Annotated in this window: 26 protein-coding genes and 1 pseudogene; 13 read left to right on the forward strand and 14 right to left on the reverse strand. The window is 67.5% G+C overall.

The features are described from left to right. The first annotated feature begins 11 nt into the window (after positions 1-11). The 6 genes from Q9R26_RS13215 to Q9R26_RS13240 all read left to right on the forward strand — a co-directional run bounded on the left by Q9R26_RS13215 (position 12) and on the right by Q9R26_RS13240 (position 3,991). Positions 12-818: a M23 family metallopeptidase gene (locus Q9R26_RS13215; RefSeq protein ID WP_123937981.1), complete on the forward strand. Its 807-nt coding sequence runs from the start codon at positions 12-14 to the stop codon at positions 816-818. Positions 819-1,016: 198 nt separating this feature from the next. Then, positions 1,017-1,631, forward strand: a complete 615-nt coding sequence (locus Q9R26_RS13220) for a cadmium resistance transporter (protein ID WP_079238222.1) — start codon at positions 1,017-1,019, stop codon at positions 1,629-1,631. A gap of 20 nt (positions 1,632-1,651) precedes the next feature. Next, positions 1,652-2,143: a signal peptidase II gene (locus Q9R26_RS13225; protein WP_158521905.1), complete on the forward strand. Its 492-nt coding sequence runs from the start codon at positions 1,652-1,654 to the stop codon at positions 2,141-2,143. Beyond that, entirely contained in the window at positions 2,140-2,877 is a 738-nt protein-coding gene (locus tag Q9R26_RS13230) for a cytochrome c biogenesis CcdA family protein (RefSeq protein WP_099051938.1), read from the forward strand. Before Q9R26_RS13225 ends, Q9R26_RS13230 begins: the two co-directional genes overlap by 4 nt. Before the next feature lie 131 nt (positions 2,878-3,008). Continuing rightward, positions 3,009-3,356, forward strand: a complete 348-nt coding sequence (locus Q9R26_RS13235) for a helix-turn-helix transcriptional regulator (protein WP_079238223.1) — start codon at positions 3,009-3,011, stop codon at positions 3,354-3,356. After that, positions 3,353-3,991, forward strand: coding sequence for a cation diffusion facilitator family transporter (locus Q9R26_RS13240; protein WP_079238224.1), 639 nt, complete (start codon positions 3,353-3,355; stop codon positions 3,989-3,991). Before Q9R26_RS13235 ends, Q9R26_RS13240 begins: the two co-directional genes overlap by 4 nt. Positions 3,992-4,130: 139 nt before the next feature. Here Q9R26_RS13240 and Q9R26_RS13245 read toward each other — a convergent pair whose 3' ends face one another. Continuing rightward, positions 4,131-4,715, reverse strand: coding sequence for a uracil-DNA glycosylase family protein (locus Q9R26_RS13245; RefSeq protein ID WP_079238225.1), 585 nt, complete (start codon positions 4,713-4,715; stop codon positions 4,131-4,133). Then, positions 4,712-5,809: a TDT family transporter gene (locus Q9R26_RS13250; protein WP_254700853.1), complete on the reverse strand. Its 1,098-nt coding sequence runs from the start codon at positions 5,807-5,809 to the stop codon at positions 4,712-4,714. The genes Q9R26_RS13245 and Q9R26_RS13250 overlap by 4 nt, the downstream gene beginning before the upstream one ends. A gap of 136 nt (positions 5,810-5,945) precedes the next feature. On the opposite strand from Q9R26_RS13250, the gene Q9R26_RS13255 reads away from it, so the two are divergent. Beyond that, positions 5,946-6,872, forward strand: a complete 927-nt coding sequence (locus tag Q9R26_RS13255; RefSeq protein ID WP_079238227.1) for a LysR family transcriptional regulator — start codon at positions 5,946-5,948, stop codon at positions 6,870-6,872. Here the strand turns inward: Q9R26_RS13255 and eno are convergent. From eno to Q9R26_RS13285, 6 genes are all read right to left on the reverse strand, one after another. After that, positions 6,857-8,191 (reverse strand): phosphopyruvate hydratase, encoded by a 1,335-nt coding sequence (gene eno / locus Q9R26_RS13260; RefSeq protein WP_079238228.1) that lies wholly within the window; start codon positions 8,189-8,191, stop codon positions 6,857-6,859. The genes Q9R26_RS13255 and eno overlap by 16 nt on opposite strands. 136 nt (positions 8,192-8,327) lie before the next feature. Continuing rightward, complete coding sequence (locus Q9R26_RS13265) at positions 8,328-8,813, reverse strand: inorganic diphosphatase (protein ID WP_079238229.1); 486 nt, start codon at positions 8,811-8,813, stop codon at positions 8,328-8,330. Between the two features lie 32 nt (positions 8,814-8,845). Beyond that, entirely contained in the window at positions 8,846-9,217 is a 372-nt protein-coding gene (locus Q9R26_RS13270) for a CrcB family protein (protein WP_079238230.1), read from the reverse strand. Then, positions 9,214-9,633: a CrcB family protein gene (locus Q9R26_RS13275; RefSeq protein ID WP_246328677.1), complete on the reverse strand. Its 420-nt coding sequence runs from the start codon at positions 9,631-9,633 to the stop codon at positions 9,214-9,216. Before Q9R26_RS13275 ends, Q9R26_RS13270 begins: the two co-directional genes overlap by 4 nt. An 80-nt stretch (positions 9,634-9,713) precedes the next feature. Then, a complete protein-coding gene (locus Q9R26_RS13280; RefSeq protein ID WP_079238231.1) occupies positions 9,714-10,457 on the reverse strand; it encodes a 2,3-diphosphoglycerate-dependent phosphoglycerate mutase in 744 nt (247 codons plus the stop codon). Next, complete coding sequence (locus tag Q9R26_RS13285) at positions 10,454-10,960, reverse strand: universal stress protein (protein ID WP_079238232.1); 507 nt, start codon at positions 10,958-10,960, stop codon at positions 10,454-10,456. The genes Q9R26_RS13280 and Q9R26_RS13285 overlap by 4 nt, the downstream gene beginning before the upstream one ends. Before the next feature lie 277 nt (positions 10,961-11,237). On the opposite strand from Q9R26_RS13285, the gene Q9R26_RS13290 reads away from it, so the two are divergent. Continuing rightward, entirely contained in the window at positions 11,238-11,984 is a 747-nt protein-coding gene (locus Q9R26_RS13290; RefSeq protein ID WP_079238233.1) for an ABC transporter permease, read from the forward strand. Positions 11,985-12,184: 200 nt separating this feature from the next. On the opposite strand, the gene Q9R26_RS13295 is transcribed toward Q9R26_RS13290, so the two are convergent. Then, entirely contained in the window at positions 12,185-12,844 is a 660-nt protein-coding gene (locus Q9R26_RS13295) for a response regulator transcription factor (RefSeq protein WP_079238234.1), read from the reverse strand. Continuing rightward, positions 12,841-13,821 (reverse strand): HAMP domain-containing sensor histidine kinase, encoded by a 981-nt coding sequence (locus Q9R26_RS13300; RefSeq protein ID WP_158521906.1) that lies wholly within the window; start codon positions 13,819-13,821, stop codon positions 12,841-12,843. The genes Q9R26_RS13295 and Q9R26_RS13300 overlap by 4 nt, the downstream gene beginning before the upstream one ends. Positions 13,822-14,179: 358 nt before the next feature. Between Q9R26_RS13300 and Q9R26_RS13305 the strand changes: the two genes are divergently transcribed. The 5 genes and pseudogenes from Q9R26_RS13305 (at position 14,180) to Q9R26_RS13320 (ending at position 16,908) form a co-directional block, all read left to right on the forward strand. Then, the gene (locus tag Q9R26_RS13305) at positions 14,180-14,827 is read left to right on the forward strand and encodes a hypothetical protein (RefSeq protein ID WP_202818728.1); all 648 of its coding nucleotides are present in this window, start codon (positions 14,180-14,182) and stop codon (positions 14,825-14,827) included. Between the two features lie 4 nt (positions 14,828-14,831). Continuing rightward, positions 14,832-14,882: pseudogene (locus tag Q9R26_RS18620) on the forward strand (hypothetical protein); the annotation flags it as partial. A 216-nt stretch (positions 14,883-15,098) separates the two neighbouring features. Further along, the gene (locus Q9R26_RS13310; protein ID WP_079238236.1) at positions 15,099-15,731 is read left to right on the forward strand and encodes a DedA family protein; all 633 of its coding nucleotides are present in this window, start codon (positions 15,099-15,101) and stop codon (positions 15,729-15,731) included. Positions 15,732-15,757: 26 nt separating this feature from the next. Then, positions 15,758-16,495, forward strand: coding sequence for a hypothetical protein (locus tag Q9R26_RS13315; RefSeq protein ID WP_311227523.1), 738 nt, complete (start codon positions 15,758-15,760; stop codon positions 16,493-16,495). Between the two features lie 146 nt (positions 16,496-16,641). Next, positions 16,642-16,908: a hypothetical protein gene (locus Q9R26_RS13320; RefSeq protein ID WP_079238237.1), complete on the forward strand. Its 267-nt coding sequence runs from the start codon at positions 16,642-16,644 to the stop codon at positions 16,906-16,908. Positions 16,909-16,933: 25 nt separating this feature from the next. Here the strand turns inward: Q9R26_RS13320 and Q9R26_RS13325 are convergent, their stop codons facing one another. From Q9R26_RS13325 to Q9R26_RS13340, 4 genes are all read right to left on the reverse strand, one after another. Continuing rightward, complete coding sequence (locus Q9R26_RS13325) at positions 16,934-17,095, reverse strand: hypothetical protein (RefSeq protein WP_158521907.1); 162 nt, start codon at positions 17,093-17,095, stop codon at positions 16,934-16,936. An 870-nt stretch (positions 17,096-17,965) separates the two neighbouring features. Beyond that, positions 17,966-18,994, reverse strand: coding sequence for a hypothetical protein (locus tag Q9R26_RS13330; RefSeq protein ID WP_079238238.1), 1,029 nt, complete (start codon positions 18,992-18,994; stop codon positions 17,966-17,968). After that, complete coding sequence (locus Q9R26_RS13335; protein WP_141399070.1) at positions 18,994-19,239, reverse strand: hypothetical protein; 246 nt, start codon at positions 19,237-19,239, stop codon at positions 18,994-18,996. The genes Q9R26_RS13330 and Q9R26_RS13335 overlap by 1 nt, the downstream gene beginning before the upstream one ends. Continuing rightward, a complete protein-coding gene (locus Q9R26_RS13340; protein WP_079238240.1) occupies positions 19,236-20,099 on the reverse strand; it encodes an antitoxin VbhA family protein in 864 nt (287 codons plus the stop codon). Before Q9R26_RS13340 ends, Q9R26_RS13335 begins: the two co-directional genes overlap by 4 nt. Positions 20,100-20,139: the final 40 nt, after the last annotated feature.

Consider the following 20,139-nt stretch of genomic DNA (forward strand, 5'->3'; position numbering starts at 1 on the left):
CCCCCGCTGTCGTGAGTCGGCCGCCGCTGCCCGCCGTGACGGTGGCCGCGCCGGCTCCGACGCGGACGTTCCGATCCCGGGCGCTGGCGGCGATTCCGCTGACCGGTGCTGCTGCGGCGATGGCGCTGTTCACCGCCGCGGCGCTTCCCGCGCAGGCATCTACCGGCCCCGCCGTCACCGTGCCCGGCGGCACCCCGTCCGCTACCGGGCAGAGCTTCACCGCGACCGGGCTGACCGTGACCGTTGACCGGGACGGCTACACCGTCACCAAGCCCGCCGTGAAGCCCGTGATCACCAAGACGACCACCAGCACCACGAACAGCGCCACAGCAGCGGCAGGTAGCACGGCTGCAGTCGCGCCCACCGGGACGATCGTGAACACCGGCGCCGGCGATATCCGCTGGCCCGTCGCCGGCAGCATCCGGGTCAGCTCCCCGTTCGGCCCCCGCCTCGCCCCGTGCGCGGCGTGCTCGTCGATCCACCAGGGCGCCGACATCACCCCCGGCGCCGGCACCCCCATCGGCGCCGTCGCCGCCGGCACCGTCCGAATCTCGGGCACCCACCCGGAGTACGGCCAGTACGTCATCATCGACCATCAGATCGACGGTCAGACCATCTCCACCCTCTACGCGCACATGATCTTCGGCTCGTCACCGCTGCATGCCGGGCAGAGCGTCGCCGTCGGGCAGCTCGTCGGCCTCGTCGGCAACACCGGCGCCAGCACCGGCGCCCACCTGCACCTGCAGGTCATGCTCGGCAGCAGCACCCCAATCGACCCCATTGCCTGGCTTACAACGAATGCCGGGCGCACCTTGTGAGCGGCGCCCACTCAGCCCGCTCCGCGGCAACCATCCGATCGCGCGCCGACGATCGCCTCCGGGCCGGCGGCAGCGTTGTGGAGAGCCGGCCGGCTGCACGTCGCCGATCATCGGTCGATACCGATATGATCGGCGTATGACGATCACTTGCCGGATGATGGTTCCCGTGTCTCGGCCGCCGCTTGTTGAGTCGAACCGATGATCGGCACGATTGCGGCGGCGGTGGGTCTCTTTGCTGCCACCAACATCGATGACGTCGTGGTCCTGACGGTTCTGTTCCTTGCATCGACGCGTGGAACGTTGCCGGGGTGGAAGGTCGTCGTCGGTCAGTACGCCGGCTTCATCGCCCTCGTCGCGATCAGTGTCCTCACTGCTGCGGGGCTCACCATCGTTCCGGACAAGTGGGTGGGACTGCTGGGGCTCATCCCCCTGGGTATTGGTCTGGTGGGGTTGGTCCGTGCTCTGCGACGACGCGGTGATGACGACGACGATGACGACGACTCGGCAGTGCGCGCCGGCGGGGTCCTCGGAGTCGCCGGGATCACCATCGCCAACGGCGCCGACAACATCTCCCTCTACACGCCGGTGTTCCGGACGACCCCGATCCCGGACACCGTGGTCACGATTGCGGTGTTCCTCGTGCTCGTCGCGGTGTGGTGCCTCGTGGCTCGCTTCGTGGGGACGAACAAGACCGTCACGGAAGCCCTCGAGAAGATCGAGCACTGGCTCGTGCCCGCCGTGTTCACGGGCCTGGGCCTCTACATCCTGATCGAGTCCGGCGTGATCGTGCGCCTCATCGACGTGCTCTCGTGAGAGCAAGCATCCGAGTGGTCGTGGTGCTGCTGATCGCCGCGGCCGCGCTCACCATCGACCAGCTCACCAAAGCGTGGGCACTGTCCGGCCTCGGCCCGTCGCGCACAATTGAGCTGGCTCCGGGTGCGACCCTCCAGCTCGTGTTCAACCCAGGCGTCGCTTTCAGCCTCGGCAGCGAGATGGGGCCGCCGCTCGCACTCGGCATCATCGCCCTGACGTTGTGCCTGGCAACGTGGGCAGTCGTGCGCGCCGTGCGCGGCGCCGACATGCTCGCCACTGGGCTGATGAGCGTCGCCGTCGGCGGCGCCGCAGGCAACCTCTGGGACCGCATCACCCGCGCCGAGTCCGGGCCACTCACCGGCGAAGTCGTCGACTTCATCAACATCGACTGGTTCGCCATCTTCAACGTCGCCGACATCTTCGCCACCCTGGGGATCGCCGGATTCGCGATCCGCTTCCTGATGCCGGGCAGGCACAAGGACGAGCCCGCGCCCACGGAGCGATCAGCGTGAACGGGAACCCCTTCGCGGAAGCGATCCTCAGCGGACAGCTCCTGATCGCCGTGCCGGTCGCACTCCTGGCCGGGCTGGTGTCCTTCCTCTCACCATGCGTCCTCCCACTCGTCCCCGGGTACCTCGGCTTCATCGGCGGTGTCGCAGAGCAACGCCGCCGCAGCACGCTCACCCTGGGCGTGCTCCTGTTCATCCTCGGCTTCACCGTCATCTTCGTCGCCTACGCCGCCGCATTCGGCGCCGCCGGCTTCTGGCTGATCCGCTGGCGCGACCTGCTCACGCAGATCCTCGGCGGCTTCGTCATCATCATGGGACTCGTGTTCATCGGCCGCTTCGGGATCCTGCAGCGCACCCTCAAACCACGATGGAAACCGGCCACCGGCATCGCCGGCGCACCCCTGCTCGGGATCGTGTTCGGGCTCGGCTGGACCCCCTGCCTTGGCCCGACCCTCACCGCGATCAACCTGCTGAGCCTGCAAGCCGCGAGCACCTGGAACGGCGTCCTGCTCGGCATCGCCTACTGCCTCGGACTCGGCATCCCCTTCCTCCTCCTCGCCCTTGGAACCACCTGGGCCACCACCGCGATCAGCCGCGTTAAACGGCACCTACGGACCGTGAACCTGATCGGTGGTGGCACGCTGATCCTCATCGGTGTCCTCATGGTCACCGGACTGTGGTCATCGCTGATGTACACGGTCGGCGCACACATCGGCCAGTACGTCACGCTCCTCTAACACCCAGGTGCAGCCCGCTGCAACGCATGGTCGACGGCGGCATCCCCATGGTCACGATCGAGCAAGCACCGCCCCAGAACCAATGGCCGACCTTGAACGCACGAACCGCGCTACGCCGATATCATCGGCATATGCCGATCGTAGAAGCGCGGGGCGATCTTGCCGCGGTATCGCTGTTCCACTCTCTCGCAGACCCGACCCGGCTGCGCATCCTGCGCCGACTCCGCCACGGGGAAGCTCGCGTGAGCGACCTCGTCGCGGAGCTCGGTCTTGCCCAATCGACCCTCTCCGAGCACGTCGCGTGCCTTCGCGACTGCGCACTCGTGGAGGGGCGGGCGCAGGGCCGGCAAGTGTTCTACAGCCTCGCCCGTCCGGAGTTGATGGACCTCCTCGAGTCCGCGGAGACACTGCTGCAGGCCACCGGCTACCAAGTCGATCTCTGCGGCACCTATGGCTCGGACGCGAGGGCTGGCGAATGAGCACGCTCACCGAAACCGAAACGGAGCAGCTCACCCGACGAGGGCTCCGCCTCGCGCAGTTCACCGTCGCATACAACGTCCTCGAAGGAATCGTCGCCATCACGGCTGGGATCGCCGCGGGACTCGTTTCCGTCATCGGGTTCGGTATCGACTCCGGAATCGAATCGATCGTCGCCGTGCTGGTGGGCATCCGCCTCGCCGCCAGGCTCCGCCACGGCGAAGCGGACGAGGGTAAGGAGCGACGCACGTTGAAGTTCGTCGCCGTGACGTTCTTCCTCCTCGCCGCCTACGTCGTGATCGATGGCATCCGCAGCCTGATCACCCACGAAACACCGGAGACCTCCCCGGTCAGCATCGTGCTGCTGGTCCTCTCGATCATCGTCATGCCGGTCCTCGCCGCACTCAAGACCCGAGTCGGCAAGAAGCTCGACGACCCGCTCATCCTCGCCGACGCGGCAGAAACTCGAATCTGTGTCCTCCTCAGCGTCGCGACCCTCATCGGACTCCTCCTCTACACCCTCACCGGCGCAGCCTGGCTCGACCCCGTTGCAGGATTCGTCATCGCCCTCTTCGCCATCCACGAAGGACGCGAGGCGTGGGAAGGCGAACTCGTGGAAGACGACGATGACGACTAAAGCGACCGCCTCATAGCGACACCGAATGCCGCCCAAAAGCCGACACCAAGCGCAGCTGCTCACACTCAGATGACTGGGCTGCTCACACACCCTGGCGTTCCGTCGGAACGGACGGTTGTAGCGGAATCGTTCGTATTCGCTACACCGGTCGCTTCAGTGCGGCAAGCTGGAGTGCTTGCACGGAACGTCGTTGTTGTTCCGCGCGGTGGCGGCCGTTGGCGGGAGAGGGGTGTGGCGCCGCGATGACGGGTATGAGTCTGGGGTGCTCGTCCAGGGTGAGATGCCGCATGACTCCGTCAAGGGCAACGGTCCCGTAAGTGACGATGGCGTCGAGCACGGGGAGCGCCTCGAGCAAAGCTCCGAGGGCGCGTCGCCCCTCGTCGATGTCCGCAGGTCGTACGCGGCCGGGGACTTCCCAGGGGATGAGGTTCCAGCGGAGGTACTCGTTGCGTGCGAGTCCGGACTCGATGCGGGCTGCGCGGAACGCGGCCGCGGTCGGGCCCGGGTTGTCCTCGCTGCAGACCGCCGCGTGCGCGGCGGCAATGGTCTGCGGGCCGGGCGACTGCATGAGGACCAGCACGCGGCTTGATGTGCCGCCGGATCGTGGGTCGAAGCTCGGGACGAACCGTCGCGAGCCGTCCGGTGCGGTGCGCCATGTCTCGGCGAGGGCGTTCAGCGATCGAACGTCCGCGAGCTCGTCCGCGAGCTCCTCGGCGGTGCTCACGCCGGCTGTGGCGGTGCCAGGAGGGTGCCTCGGATGACGGAGCCGTGGAAGGTGCGGACGGCAACGGTGATCCACGCGGCGACGAGGCCGACGTAGTAGACAACTGCGAGGACGGCGACGACGGTGAGTCCGGAGTGCAGGGCCAGGCCGTTCAGGCCGGTGACGCAGGTCCCGACGGGGAACGTGAAGGACCACCAGGTCAGGCTGAACGGCAAGTGCTCTCGGGCAGTGCGGATGGTGATCGCGAGGGCGATGACGGTCCACAGCAGCGCGAAGCCGAGCATCGCGAACCCGTACACCAGCGCCACGACCAGCAGGGCATGCGCGGTACTCGCATCGACAACGGTGGGGGCGTTCGATGCGAGGAGGTTCACGGCGGTGATCGACTGTCCGACCGGCCCGAGGACGATCCACAGAGTCGGGACCATGCCCGCGGCGCCGACCTTGTGCTGCGCGAGACGGTTCCAGATCAGCGTGATCACCACCAGCGACGTGATGAGGCTGAGGCCGAAGAAGCCGTAGCAGGACCACAGCAGCGTCTCCCGCGCCTGCCCGGCGGGAGCGTACGGCAGCAGGAGCGCACCGGTGGAGGCGGACACCATCGGCGGGACGATCGGCATCAGCCAACCGCCGAACGCGGAGTCGGGCGTGTTCTCGTGGCGGGTGAACGCCAGGTACGGCACGAGCACTGCCGTGAGCAGTCCTCCGATGGTGCCGATGCTCCAGAGCACCCAGTCGACGGTGACGGCAGCCGGGAGGCCGATCCAGTCCTTGCCGAGCAGGATCGTTCCGGCACCAACGGTGAGGAACGCCATCGGCGGTGCCCCGTAGAAGTGGGAGATGACCGGGTGCAGGTGGTGCTTCGCTGCGGTGCTCCGGTAGCGGATCCAGTGCAGCACCGTCGCGATCGTGAGGGCGACGAGCAGGACCGCGGCGATCGCCCATACGACCGTCGCCGCAGTGCGCAGACCTGGGAACTGCAGCGGCAACGACGCAGCCGCGACGGCGACGATCCCGGTCCCCATGATCGATGCGAACCAGTTCGGGGTCAGGTTCGACACGATCAGCCCGGGCCGCTCCAACTCCCGGAACAACCGCCGTTCTTGCACACCATGCTCGGAACGTGCGGGTGCGGGTGCATGGGCGAGGTGAGCGGACATGCACCCAGCGTGCGCGTGTTTCCCATGGTTCGGGAACGGCGAACTCGTTGGCGGGGCACAATGTTTGCTTGTGGCACTGCGACGGCTGACCGACCGGACCCTGGACCTCGACACTCTCGAGGTCCTCGTCCGCGTCGCGGAAACCGGTTCGTTGACCCGCGCGGCCGAAGTGTTGGGGGTGACACAGCAGGCGGTGTCTGCGCGACTGCGTGCCGCGGAGCAGGCGATCGGTCAGCCGCTGGCGCACCGGAGAGCATCCGGGACAGCTTTGACCGACGCCGGCCGGGTGGTGCTCGGTCTGGCCGTTCCGGTGTTGGAGGCGTCGCAGCGGCTCGAAGCAGGACTTGTCGCGCTTCGAGAACCGGCGGGATCCCTCGTGGTCGCAGCGTCGCAGACGATCGCCGAACTCTTGCTGCCTGGATGGTTGCTCACCCACCGTGCTGCCGCGCCCGATGCGCCGGTCCGATTGATCGCGGGCAACTCCACCGCTGTGATCGACCTTGTTCGCTCCGGCGCTGCCGACGTCGGATTCACGGAGACCCCTGCTGCGCCACCTGACCTCTCCTCTCTGGTGGTCGACGAGGACGAACTCGTGGTTGTCGTCGCTCCGCACCATCCGTGGGCGCGGGCTTCGAGCATCACCGCGGATGACCTCGCGGAGACGCCGCTACTGCTCCGTGAGGAAGGGTCCGGCACCCGCGCCACGGTCGAGGCGTGGCTCGACGATGCGGGCCGCACCCTCGTTCCGCCAGCGGCGGTACTGGAGACGACGGGCATCATCCGGGCCAACGCTCGAGCGGGCATCGCTCCGGCGGTGATGAGTCTCCGCACCGTCGGCAGGGACCTCGCCGACGGTGCCCTCGTCCGAGTGCCGCTGCTCGGCCCGCCGCTGATCCGGTCGCTGCGTGCGATCTGGTCGGGCCACCCCGGGCCTGCTGTCACGGCGTTTTTGGACACCGCTCGCAGCTCGAGTGCCGGTGGTCAGATCAGTCCGTAGGGCAGATCCGGGTGCTGCTCGGCGATCTCGGTGAGCCGGTTGTACTTCGCGACCCGTTCGCCGCGGGCGGGTGCGCCGGACTTGATCTGCCCAGTGCCGGTCCCGACGACGAGGTCGGCGATGAACGTGTCCGTGGTCTCCCCGGAACGGTGCGACACCATGCTGGCCATCCCGATGCTGGTGGCGGTGGCGATCGCGCCGAGGGTCTGGGAGACGGTGCCGATCTGGTTCGGCTTGATCAGTGCCGCGTTCGTCAGGTGTTGCTCGCCGCCGTCGCGGATGCGTTGGGGGTCGGTGACGTAGAGGTCGTCGCCGACGTTCTGGATCCGGTCACCGAGCGCCGCCTGCATGCGGCGGAACCCGTCATAGTCGTCCTCAGCGCACCCGTCTTCGATGCTGCGGATCGGGTACGTGTCGATGAGCTGCCGGTAGTAGTCGACCAACCCGTCCCGGTCGAGGCTGTCGTCGAGCATCCGATACGAGCCGTCTCCGAGGGAGAACTCGTTCGCGGCCGGATCGAGGGCGATCGCCACCTGGTCGACGCCCGGCTCGTAGCCTGCGGCGCGGATCGCGGTGACCAGCAGGTCGAGCGCTTCCTCGGGTGCAGCGATCGATGGTGCGAAGCCGCCCTCGTCGCCGAGGCCGAGGCTACCGAACCGGTCCCGCACCAGGCCCGCGAGGGCGTGGTACACGTCCGCGCCGATGCGGACAGCGTCGGCCATCGATGAGGCGTTGACGGGGGCGATCATGAACTCCTGGAAGTCGAGCTTGTTCGCTGCGTGCGCGCCGCCGTTGAGAACGTTGAAGTGCGGGACCGGCATCCGCGGCGTCGAGCCGGTGATCTCGGCGATCCACTGCCAGAGCGGGAGGCCCGCGGCGTGTGCGAGCGCCCGGGATGCGGCGATGGAGGTTGCGACGACGCTGTTCGCGCCGAGCCGGCGGTACCCGGTGGTGCCGTCGAGTTCGGCGAGGGCGGCGTCGACCTGTCCGATTGCGGACCACGATCGCCCTGTGAGGAGGCCCGCAATGTCGGTGTTGATCAGGTGGAGCGCCTGGGTGATGTCGCGGCCGCCGAACGCTGTTCCGCCGTCGCGGAGCTCGATGGCTTCGTGGGCACCGGTGGATGCGCCCGCGGGGGCGTCGCCGGTGACGGTGCGGCCGTCGTCGAGTTCGAGCAGGACGCGGACGGTCGGGTAGCCGCGGGAGTCGAGGATGCGGGTGCTGTGGACGGCGTCGATGGTGACGGGGTGGTCGTGGTGGGTGACGTACTCGCCCTGGTGGGCTCCGTGGTGGTGGATGCCGCTGATGTAGTCGTTCATGGTGACGCTCCTTCTGGTCGGGTCATGCGTCGTGGTCGTGCGGATGGAAGGGAAAGCCGCGGGGAGGCGGAGGGGACGACCTGCTGGCGATCACTCAGCGCCAGTGCCTCCCCGCGGCGGTCAAGGGGCCCGTGGATCACGGGTGTCGGGTGTGGGCTTCCTGTGCGGTGCGGATAACGGCTTCGGCAGCAGGACGGTTGGCCCACCCGTTGGTGGTGACGTGCTTGCCGTGTTCGATCTCCTTGTAGTGGGAGAAGAAGTGCTCGATCTCGATGAGGGTGTGCTCCGGGACGTCGCTGATGTCCTGCAGGTCTTCGAACCGGTCGTCGCCGGCGGGGACGGCGAGGATCTTGTCGTCGCCGCCGTTCTCGTCGACCATGCGGAGCATCCCAACCGGGCGGACGTCGATCACGACGCCGGGGAACGTGGGGCGGGGTAGGAGCACGAGCGCGTCGAGGGGGTCGCCGTCCTCGCCGAGGGTGTTGTCGATGGAGCCGTAGTCCTGGGGGAACACCATGCTGGTGAACACGGCCCGGTCGAGCCGGATCCGGCCGGTGGTGTGGTCGACTTCGTACTTGTTGCCGCTGCCGCGGGGGATCTCGATCGTGACGTCGAACTGCATGGGGAGGTCCGTTTCAGGATGTGGGGTGGCGGTCACAGCAGACCGCCGAGGAGGATGCCGGCGGTCGCTGCGGCGACGGAGACGACGAGCATCCCGAGACCATTGACGGCGGCGGCGTTGATCCGGCCGCCGCGGGCGAGGCGGACGGTCTCGAAGCTGGCGGTGCTGAATGTGGTGTAGCCGCCCATCACCCCGGTCCCGAGGACCGCGACCGGCACCGCGCCGAGGTGTGTAGCAGCGCCGACGATGATCCCGAGTAGCAGCGACCCGGTGATGTTGATCGTCAACGTCCCGACCGGGAGCCGGAACTGCCGGCCCGTGTTGATCAGGCCGTCGAGAAGGAACCGTCCGGCAGCGCCGACCCCACCACCGGCCGCGACGGCGAGGACCAGGAGCGGGCTCATGCGCGCACCTCCCGCGGACGGAACCAAGACACGACGACGAGCCCGCAGGCGGTCGCGATCGCACCAGACAAGACGGTCAGGAGCGCGTACCCGGTGCCGGCGAGGCCATGCCCGCCCAGGAACAGCGCGGCGGTGGACTCGGCGAGTGTGCTGTAGGTAGTGAACCCACCGAGGACCCCCGTGCCGAGGAGGAGCCGCAGGACGCGACGGCGGCCCTGGTCGGGCCCGCGGTGCGCGAGCGCTTCCAGGAGCACACCGAGCAGCAGTGCGCCGGTGATGTTGATCCAGAAGATCGACCAGCTCACCCCACCATCTGCGGGGAGGAGGCCGCTGATGACGTCGCGGAGCGCGGTGCCGACGGCACCGCCGAGCGCGACGAGGCCAAGGTAGCGCCACCGCAAGTGCACGGGCCGCATGACCGGTCGCGGATCGGAAACATCGACGTCGGGGTCGGATGGGAGCTGATCATCGAGTATCGGGGTGTCCGTTCGGGTGGTCATGTTCCGCCTTCTGCCGCGACGAGAGCCGCGGCGTGATGTGCTGCAGGGTCGAGGTACTCCCCACCCCGCGGCTGCAACGAACCGGCGCCAGTCGGCCGGTACAGCAAGGGCTGCCCGGTGGGCAGGTTCAGCTCCGCCAGCTCCGCATCCGACAGGTCATCGATGCAGGCGCAGAGCGCCCGCAACGAGTTCCCGTGCGCGACGACCAACACCGTCCGCCCCGCCGCCACCGCGGGTAGGAGCCGGTCGCGCAGCACTGGGCGGATGCGGGTGATGACGTCGGCGAATGATTGCGTTCGCCGGACCGCCGCCCGCGGAAGACCCCGCAGGGCTGGGCTCCGACGAAGGGTGAGCCATTGCCGGAGTGGCATCGGTGCTGGTCGGCCGTCTCGGGAACGGCGCAGCCGCAGGTACTCGGCGTCCCCAAGCGCAGCGAGGGATGCCGCCTTGGTCATCCCGGTGAGCGCGCCGAAGTTCCGCTCGTTCAACTCCCACACCGCGGTGGTCGGGATGTCCCGACCGAGGACGTCGCTGACGAGGTCCGCGGTGTGGACGGCGCGCTGCAACGTCGACGTGAGGATCAGGTCCGGGATCACGTGGTGCACGGCAAGAAGCCGACCGGCCTGTCGAGCCTGCTCCTCACCGCGAGCGGTGAGGAGCACGTCGAGCAGGCCCGTGAAGGTCCCGGCCTGGTTCGCGGTGCTCTCCCCATGCCGAAGGAGCACCAGTGCACCCGTCATGACGCATCCCACGGGAGCGGTTCATCGAACCCCACGGGGTTCACGGGGACCACGAGGACGGGACGGTGCTGCTGATGCGCGAGTCGCGCCGCGACCGAGCCGTTGAAGAACTCCGTGATCCGCCGGCGACCGGTTTGGGTGCCGACGACGATCATCACCGCGTCGCGTTCCTCGGCGACCGCGGCCAGCGCGCGTGCGGGATCGCCGACCTTCGCCAGCACCGAGGCGTGAACCGACCGAGCAGCGGCGATCTGCTCGATGACGGCCCGGTCAGTTTCGGGAAGATCCGCCGGCCCGGCGTCTGCCGAGTCCGGATCGATCGGCTCGATGATCTCGGACCCGTCCGCTCGATTCCCGGCTGACAGGAGCGCTGGGTCGACGGTCACGCACACAAGGGGAACCGTGAAGCGTTCAGCGATCTGCGCCGCGACCGTCACAACGTCACGCACCTGCCCGGCCCGCACGCCGACGACGACCGCGCCGGTCGGTACTGCTTGTCCCATGTCTTCTCCCTACCTCAGGCGCGCAGAAGCGCGACCAGCTGAGATAGGGACTGTTGTCGACGAGTGTCGAAGTTGGGTCCGGCAAGCCCCACTGCCGGGTCCGAAGACACCACCAGTATGCACCCGAATCGAATGCACCGCCGCGCCGATTTCCCGCCCCTTCCACCGCGCCGGATCGGCTATCGGACACCGGTGGGAGGGTCGGTCGGGGTCAGTCGTGCCGCAAGGGCCGCGGAGCCAGAGGCCTACAGTTCAGACGTGAGTGTTCGGAGCACGCGTGGCTGATCAGCTGACGCACGCGCTGCTCGGTGTAGTGCTGCTCCTTGGGGTCGCGTCTGCGGTGCTGGTCCTGGCGCGGGCGGAAGTGCCATGGGCGCCGGCCGTCGCGATCGTGCGTGGCGCGGCACAGCTGGCGGCGATCAGCCTGGTGCTGAGTGGAATCATCCGATCGCCGCTGCTGATCGGGGCGGCACTCCTAATGATGTTCTCCGTCGCTGTGGTGACTGCCGCGCGTCGACTCGGCAGCGTGTCCACGATGGCACTTCCGGTGGCGGTGTCCATGGCGTGCGGCGTCCTGGTGACCGGCAGCGTCGTCTTCGGCACGGGTGCGGTCGAGTTCAGCCCTCGGTACGCCCTCGCCATCGGTGGGATCGTGATCGGAAACGCGATGACGATTGCGACCATCAGCGGCCGGCGGTTCCGGGAGCTCGTGGCCGATCAGTGGGACGAGGTCGAGGGGTGGCTCGCGCTTGGAGCGTCACCTCGACGTGCGACGGAACGGCTGGTGCGTCGGGCGGTCAGCGCGGCGCTCGTGCCGACGGTAGATCAGACCAAGACGACCGGGTTGGTGACGTTGCCCGGCGCGTTTGTCGGAGCGGTGTTCGGCGGGTTGTCGCCGCTGGACGCCGGCCGGTTCCAGATCGTGGTGCTCGCCGCGATCATGGCCGCCGGATCGTGCACCGCGGTGTGCCTGACGCAGTGGTTGGCACCAGTCGCGACCAGGCCCACCACGTCAGCGCACTGACATGGGCTGAGGCTGAGACTTGGTCGTTCCTTGGTGTGCAGCGGCGAGGGTGGCCTCGGAGGTGGTTCCCCGTGGGCGTGTGGTTGGTGTGCGCAGTGGTCGTCGTGCTGCTGGTGATCGTCGGTTCGGTTGGAGCTGCTGTACTCGCAGTGGCCTCGGAAGCTGAGCGCGAGGGCCTCTTCGATGACTGAGCGGTGGCCTCAGACTGGTGTGCCGAGCCGGTATCCGACGCCGCGGATGGTGGTGATGAGGTCGCGGTCGGTCTTCCGGCGGATGTAGTGGACGTACGTGTCGACCGTGCCGAGCTGCTCGCCGTTGTCGAACACCGCGGACAGCAGATGCTGCCGGGTGAACGCGCGGGATGGTTCGCCCGCGAGCAGCCGGAGCAACGCGGTTTCCTTCTCGGTGAGCATCACCCGTCCCGCGTAGGGGGAGGTGATGCTGTGGTCCTCGGGGTAGAACGCCCACCCGCCGATCTCGACGCTGGTGCCGGTGCCGGTGTAGTCGCGGGTGAGCGCGCGGAGCCGGGCGGTGAGTTCGTCGAAGTCGAACGGCTTGACGAGGTAGTCGTTGGCGCCGGCGTCCAGCCCGGAGACACGGTCGTGGACCTCGCTAAGGGCGGTGAGCATCAGCACGGGGGTGCTGATGCGTCGCTGTCGGAGGGTCGCGATCACCGTGGTGCTGTCGATGCCCGGGAGTCGACGGTCGATGACCATGACGTCGAAGTACTCCGCGTCTGCGGTCTCGAGCGCGGATTCCCCGTCGGCGCAGAGCGTGACGGTCCACTGCTCGGCCAGCTCGTCCGCGACCAGCGGCCCGAGTCGGGGGTCGTCCTCGACGAGCAGCAGTCGCGGCATCATGCGCGGGCCTCCCGATCGTGTTCCGGTGCGCGGTCGTCTGTGATCGGGAGACGGAGTGCGAAGACCGTCCCGCTGCTATCGGTGTGCTCGACGACGACGACGGCGTCGCCGCCGGCTCTGACGGCGATGTCGCGGACCAACGCCAACCCGATGCCGTACCCCGTGCGGGTGCTGGTTGTCGTGGTCGCTTCGACGGGGGTGCCGTGAGCGAACCGGTCGAAGACCCGTGCTGGCTCGATACCGACCACGCCGGGGCCCTCGTCCGCGACGCGGATCGTCACGCGACCACCGTTAGTCACCGCGGTGATGTGAACGCTGCCACCGGCCCGGGTGTGGCCGATGGCGTTGTCGGACAAGGCAATCAGGCAGCGGTGCAGCTGGGTCTCCGACACCTGCACCACCGCGTCGACCGGGTCGACATCGAGGTGCACCTGCCGTTCAGTTGCGAGGACGTCCATGTCGCGGTGCACGGCTTCCATCGCGGCCCTCAGGTCAGCGGCGCCGTCCGAGCCACCCGACCCTGCAGCTGCTTCGAGGAGGTCGTTGACGATGTTGATCAAGATCTGCGTGTCGCCACGCAGCTCGTCGACGACCGGGCGCCGCCGATCGTGCGCCGGGGTCATGCGTTGCAGACGTTGCACGCGTGCATGGAGCACCGTCAACGGGGTGCGGAGCTCGTGGCTGGCGTCCGCGACGAAGGTGCGCTGCATCCGTGCCGCTTCCGCGATCGGCCGCACTGCTCGACGGGCGATGACCCATGCTGCGATGCCGGCGAGGATGATCGCGAGACCACCGACGCCGATGACCGCGATGCTCAGGTCGATGGTGTCGAGGTAGATGTGGATGTCGGTCGGCCCGGGGCGTTCGTGGAGCTGGTTCGGTGTCAGCTGCCACAACACGTACGTCACGACGAGGACGATGATCGCGATCACCAGCGCCGCTGACACGACCGCGACGCGGAGCGCAATCCCGACCACCGACCGTCGGTAGGTCAACCGGTCCGGGTCGGTCTCAGGACTCGACCGGAACGACCATCGAGCCAGCTTGTCTGCGACCGTTGACCGCCATCCTGCCGACATGAGACCCCTTCCGGACAAGCGACGCCGGAACGCGAGGGGGTGCGTTCCGGCGTCGCCGTGTTGGCTCGATCCTGCCTCACTCATGGCAACACCGGTGCACGGATCCTCACCGCCGCTGGTCAAGGAACGGCCAAGAAACCGATCTCCCCACCAGTCAGGCGTGATTCTTGGTGGAGTCTTGCGCGCCGCTTTCTACCGTCGGAGCATCGCCGGTCCCGCACACCGCGGCACGGCCCGTCCCGACGAGGAGAACGCCATGTCCCACTCGCCCGCAGCGCCGATGCCAACCCGGAGCCGCTCGAACAAGGTGCCTGATCCGACCGCGTCGTTCTGGATCATCAAGGTCCTCGCGACCACCGTCGGCGAGACCGCGGCTGACCTCCTCAGCGACACCGTCGGTCTGGGCTTACCGCTGACAACGCTGATCATGGCGGCCGCGCTGGCCGTGTTCCTGGTGCTGCAGTTCCGTGCCCGCAGCTACCGGCCGCCGCTGTACTGGATCACCGTGGTGCTGATCAGCATCGTTGGCACCTGCGTCACCGACAACCTCACCGACGGCCTCGGCATCCCCCTGGCCGTCAGCACCACCGTCTTCGGCGTCGCCCTGCTGGTCGTGTTCGCGATCTGGTACCGCGTCGAGGGCACCCTGTCGATCCACAGCATCGACACGGTCCGCCGCGAAGCGTTCTACTGGCTCGCGATCCTGTTCACGTTCGCACTCGGTACCGCTGCCGGTGACCTGATCGCCGAGCAGACCGGCCTGGGGTACTTCCCGTCCCTGCTGCTCTTCGCCGGCGCTATCGCCCTGACCGCTGCGGTCTGGTTCATCGGCCGTCGCGGTCCTGTCCTGTGCTTCTGGATCGCATACATCCTCACCCGTCCCCTCGGGCGCGTCCACCGGTGACCTGCTGTCCGCGTCCACGAAGGACGGCGGACTCGGGATCGGGACCGTCACCACGAGCGTCGTGTTCTTCGTCGTCATCGCCGCGATCATCAGCTTCCTCGTGATCCGGCTCCGCCGCGAGGAACCCGCGCAGCGGAGCCGACTCACCGTCTGACCCCGTTCGCTGGTGCCGCCGTCGACTCGAACGGCGGCTGCACCAGCCCGTCCCGTGAAAGGCACCTCGTGCTCCACACCGTTCCGCTCGCAGTGAGCGTCGTTCGACGCAGCCTCCGTGCTGCATGCGTTCGGCCCGTTCGTCCTCGCCGGGATCGCGCTGCTGATCTTCATCGAGTCCGGGGTCCTGTTCCCCTTCCTGCCCGGAGACTCGCTCCTCGTCACCGCAGCGATCATCAGCAGCACGCTCGGTGTGACACCGTGGCAGGTCGCCATCGTCGCCGCGATCGCCGCGATCGCCGGCGACCAGGTCGGCTACTGGATCGGGAAGCGCTTCGGGCGACGCCTGTTCAAGGAAGACGCCCGCATCCTCACCACCGCTCGACTCGACGAAGCGGAGGCGTTCTTCACCAAGTGGGGCGGCCTCAGCCTGGTCCTCGGCCGGTTCGTCCCGATCGTCCGCACCTACGTCCCCCTCGCCGCCGGCACCGCGCAGATGCACTACCGCCGGTTCCTGCTCTTCAACCTCATCGGCGCGATCTCCTGGGCCTGCGGCCTGACCGTTGTCGGTGTGCTCCTCGGCGGCATCCCGCTCATCGCTCACAACATCGACGCGCTGATGTTCGTCATCATCCTGGTCTCGATCCTCCCGATCGTCATCGGCGCACTCCGCCGCCACGTCGCTCGGAAGAACCGAGACACGTCCGCATCCGCGCCCGCATCCGCTGAGCGGACGGCTCGCGAGCAGTGAACACCACGCGAGGCGAGCTGAACCGGGTGCCGAAACCCACCGCATCGTTCTGGCTGATCAAGGTCCTCACCACCGGGATGGGTGAAGCACTCTCCGACTTCCTCGTCACACGCTTCGCCCCCGTCCCGACCGTGCTGATCACCGCGGTCCTCTTCGCGGTGATCCTCATCGTCCAGCTGCGGGCGGACCGATACCGGCCCTGGTTGTACTGGGGCACCGTTTCCATGGTGGGAGTCTTTGGCACGATGGTCGCCGACGTCACCCACGTCGCGCTCGGCGTCCCCTACGCGGTGTCGACGCCCGTGTTCCTCGCCGGGCTCGTCGCCGTCTTTGTCTTGTGGCGTCGCGTCGAGGGAACGGTCGACGTGCACACCATCACCAGCATCCCCCGGCAACTGTTCTACTGGGCCGCCGTGATCACCACGTTCGCAATGGGGACCGCCGCCGGAGACCTCGCCGCCAGCACCTTCCACCTCGGCTACCTCAGCGGCGGCCTCGTGTTCGTTGCCGCGATGATCGTCGTCGTCCTCGCACGGGCAACAGCGGTCCTCGGCCCTGTCACAGCGTTCTGGACCGCGTACGTCCTCACCCGACCGATCGGCGCATCCTTCGCCGACTACATCGCCGTCCCACACTCTCGAGGCGGCCTCGACGCGGGCACCGGACTCGTCAGCGCGGTCCTCCTCATTGCCATTGCCATTGCCTTCACGGTGAGTTGGAAGAACTCGACGCAGCCAGCACCATCCGCCGGAACTGTCCGCTGATTCACCAGCTACCGGGACGCGGTCACGACACAAAGCGAAGGCAGAAGGACGACACAAAGCGAAGCTGCTCACATGACTGGTCCCGGGGATGTTCTCGATGAGGGCCCGGGATGCGAACGTAGGTGCGGCCTCCTACTGTCGCGGTCATGGGTCGTCTCCGTTCGGATCGTTGGTTGCCCGGCTCGCCGTTCTCGCTCAAGGAGGATGCCCGTGGCACGGAGATGCGCGAACTGCCGAAGTCGTTGCCGGTGCATGCGTGGTTCCAGTTGCCCGACCGCCTGATTCGTCGAAGTGACGCCCATGCGTACCGCCTGACTCGGGACGCCGTCTGGGTGGAAGCCGGTCGCGGCGAGACCAAGCTCGCCGCCTGGGTGTGGCGCAGTTCGGGGAAGCACCATGGCAAGGTGATGTGACTTCCACCTAATCGATTGGTCTTCGTCAGCTGGGCAGGTTGTAGCGGAGGTCGTAGCTGGTGTCGGCGGCGAACAGCAGCCAGTTCCGTACTTCTTCGAGCGAGGCCGCGTCGTCGCCGCTGCGGGAGTCGGCTCGGGGGAGCGTGTGATGGCCAGACCGCAGATGCGCCAGTCGGCGCTGCTGCATCGGAGCGCACTCCGCGGGTAGACGATTGGCCCGCAGAGCGTGAACCTTCAGACGGGCGGCTGACAAGTGGCCCACGGTGACCTACCGCGGTCGGGCGCTGCTGGCGATCTCGCCGATGATGTCCATGTGGATGTCCTTGATGTCGTGTGGTTCGCGGCCACGTCTCTGTAGACACCGAACGGCCTCGACTCTGAGGAGTCGAGACCGTTCGGTACTTGACAGTTACAGCCCGACGCTGTAGCGGATAGCCACGTAGGCTGCAACCGCGAACTTCATCAAGTCGATGATCGCTCGCAGGTCAGGCGACACAGTGATCACGGATCGCGAGGGCTTCAAGATCCGCAACTCGACACGCCCAAGGCGCGCACGGATGTTGGCCAAAGTGGGCAGTTGGGGCCTAAACTGATAGCCATGAGGGGCGGGAGTTGACATGTTCCTGACTTTCGTGGTAAGGGCTGATTTCCGATCCGTGCCGGCAAGCTAGATCCGGAATGCAGTCCCGCTGGCGCCTCCAGTCGGAATCGACTGGAGGTTCTTGCGTTACGAGGCTCGAAACTGTGTTCGGCCTCAACTCGATCCTACGACGGACCACTGCCCTGCCGCACTTGTGTCTGATGGAAGTGTTACAGCCGTGTAGTTCTCCACAACGTCTTCCACAGTCTGAACAGTTCGGGTAATCCCGGAACATCAAGCATCCACGGCCGACCACCGACACTTCCCCACACCCGTGGACGCGCTCGATCCACAAGTGTGGAATCTTCGTCTCGGCGTGTCGGATCCACTCAAAGTCGCGTGTCGGACTTGTCTGCGGGCGCGCAGAAGTGAGACGGTGCTCGGTTGCTGACCGAGGAGCACTCCCCTGCGTCCTCGTCAGTTGGGCAGGTTGTGGCGGAGGTCGTAGCCGATGTCGGCGAGGAACTGCAGCCGGTTCCGCACCTCCTCGAGGGACGCTGTGTCGTCGGCGTTGCGGTAGTCGGCGCGGAGAATCGTGTTCGCGGTGATGATGTCGTCGGTGCGGTCCGTGTAGCCGGCGGCGGCCGCGGTGAGGAAGATCGCGGGGTCCGCTGGCCGGATGAGTTCGGTGCCGGCGAAGCCGATCGTGTCGGGTTCGAACCCGAGCGCGGCCATGTCAACTTCTTCCTCGGTGAACGCGACGAGCCGGTACGGCATCTCCCGTCTACTGATGGCGGGGTAGCCGGGCCGGGCGGAGATGGCGCGCCCGGAGATGCGACAGCCCGCACCTATGAGCCGTTCCGCCTGCTCGGCCAGCGGCAGGTCGGACGTCCATCGTGTCCTGACGCCGCCCGGTCCTGGATAGCAGGCGATAGCGAAGTCCACGAGGCCACCGACCTGCCGTGACTCCCACCCGATGTCCGTGCGGTGCACGCGCTTCCCGAGGCGTGCGAGCGCGTCATCTACCTGTCCGGCAGTGAGTCCGGCCTGCACGAGCTTGTCGAAGGTGGAGCCGTTGACGGCGAGCAGCCGTGCGACGGCGAAGGTGACGTAGATGGGGGCGGCGTCCTTCCATCGTTCCTTCGTCCCGAGGGCTTGTCTGCCGTCGATCCAGACGCGGCGCCGGTCGACGTCGACCAGCAGCACCGTCGCCGTCTGCTCCGCGAGCGCGATCTGCGTCGCAGTCACGGTCCGCGGGGCCAGCAGGAGCAGTTCCGCATCAGTCGGGTCGTCGTTGCGGGGGCGTTGGGTGAGGGTCGGGAAGCGTGCTCGGCGGCCGTCGGGGAGGCGGATTGTGTCGTGCGTCTCCACGACCGCGCGAAGCCCAGCGAGTTTCAGGACGGTGAGGGTGTCGGTGAGGTCGGTGGTGTCACCGAGCCCATACGGCATCGTGATCCGCGGCCGGCCGGCGTATGCGGCGGCGACCCATTCGAGCCTCAGTCCCATCAGCTTTGTTCTCCCGGGGTGTCGGGCCGGGTGATGGCGATCAGCCAGCGGGTTTCTTCGAGGAACGGTTCCCACCCGTCGCGGGTGTCCCCGTGTACTGGTTCGCAGATGTTGCCGGTGTCGGTGCTGCGGATGATGACCTGCCGCAGCTCGCTGCTAGGCGGGTCGCGGAAGAACACGTGCCCGTGCACCCCGGTGACGTCGTAGGAGACGTTGAGGAGGAACAGGTCCGGCCGGTTGGTCAAGGTCGCCACCGTCGTCCGCGGAACAGGGCGATGATCGTCGTCAGCGGTCGGCCTTCCCGCATCCAGTCGAGCGGGGTCAGGATCCGGTCGTCGACGGCGAGGAAGTCCAAGGGTGTGGTGATGAACTCCGTCATTGCTGCCGCGTCGAGGAGCGGCTGCGGGGCTGCCGCGTAGAGGACGTCAAGGCCTGGCAGCAGCGAGGACGGGTCGCCGAACTCGGGGAGGGCGGGCTTCACGAGTTGCCAGTCCGGGATGCGTTCTTCGCCATCGAGGTCGAAGCTCGTCAGCCGGCACGACTCGAACAGCTCCCCGACCTCGTCAATGCTGACCTGCAGGGCCGCAGCGACTTCGGGTTCGGTGAGGGTCGTGTTCAGGAGGTTCCGGCGGATTCGGGCCTGTGTGGTCTGCCACCAGTCCTCGGGAACGTCCGCCGGACCAACAGCACCGTGGTCGGGGGCACGGGGGATCTGTCTGCCTTCGTCGGCGTAGGCGCTGAGCTGCTCGCGGGTGACTTCACCGCGGGCGTACATCCACAGCTGCGACTGCCAGGGCATGTCGTCGGGGGACCCTTCCAAGTAGCCGGAGTGGATCACCGCCCGAACGGCTTTCTCCCGCTTCGCGATCTCGGAGGCGGGGATGAGGAGGGTCTGCACGATACGGTTCGCTTCCCGCACCGCCGGCACCGTCAGGTCCGACAGGACCGTGTTGGTCCTGTCGTAGAGCTCATACCCCGGCTCGACATCCACGGCGCGGACAAGGATCTGCGCCAGGTGTGCGTCCGGGTTCTCGGTGTCCTCGAGGAGGACATGCCCCGAGAGGATCCGGTCGTTCGAGAGATGCAGGGACACCAGATGCATCATCAGCAACTACCTCCAAAGGGACGGGCGTGAGCAGAGCGGA

Origin of the sequence: Curtobacterium sp. BRB10, assembly GCF_031844325.1 — a bacterium.
GTDB classification, from domain to species: domain Bacteria; phylum Actinomycetota; class Actinomycetes; order Actinomycetales; family Microbacteriaceae; genus Curtobacterium; species Curtobacterium poinsettiae_A.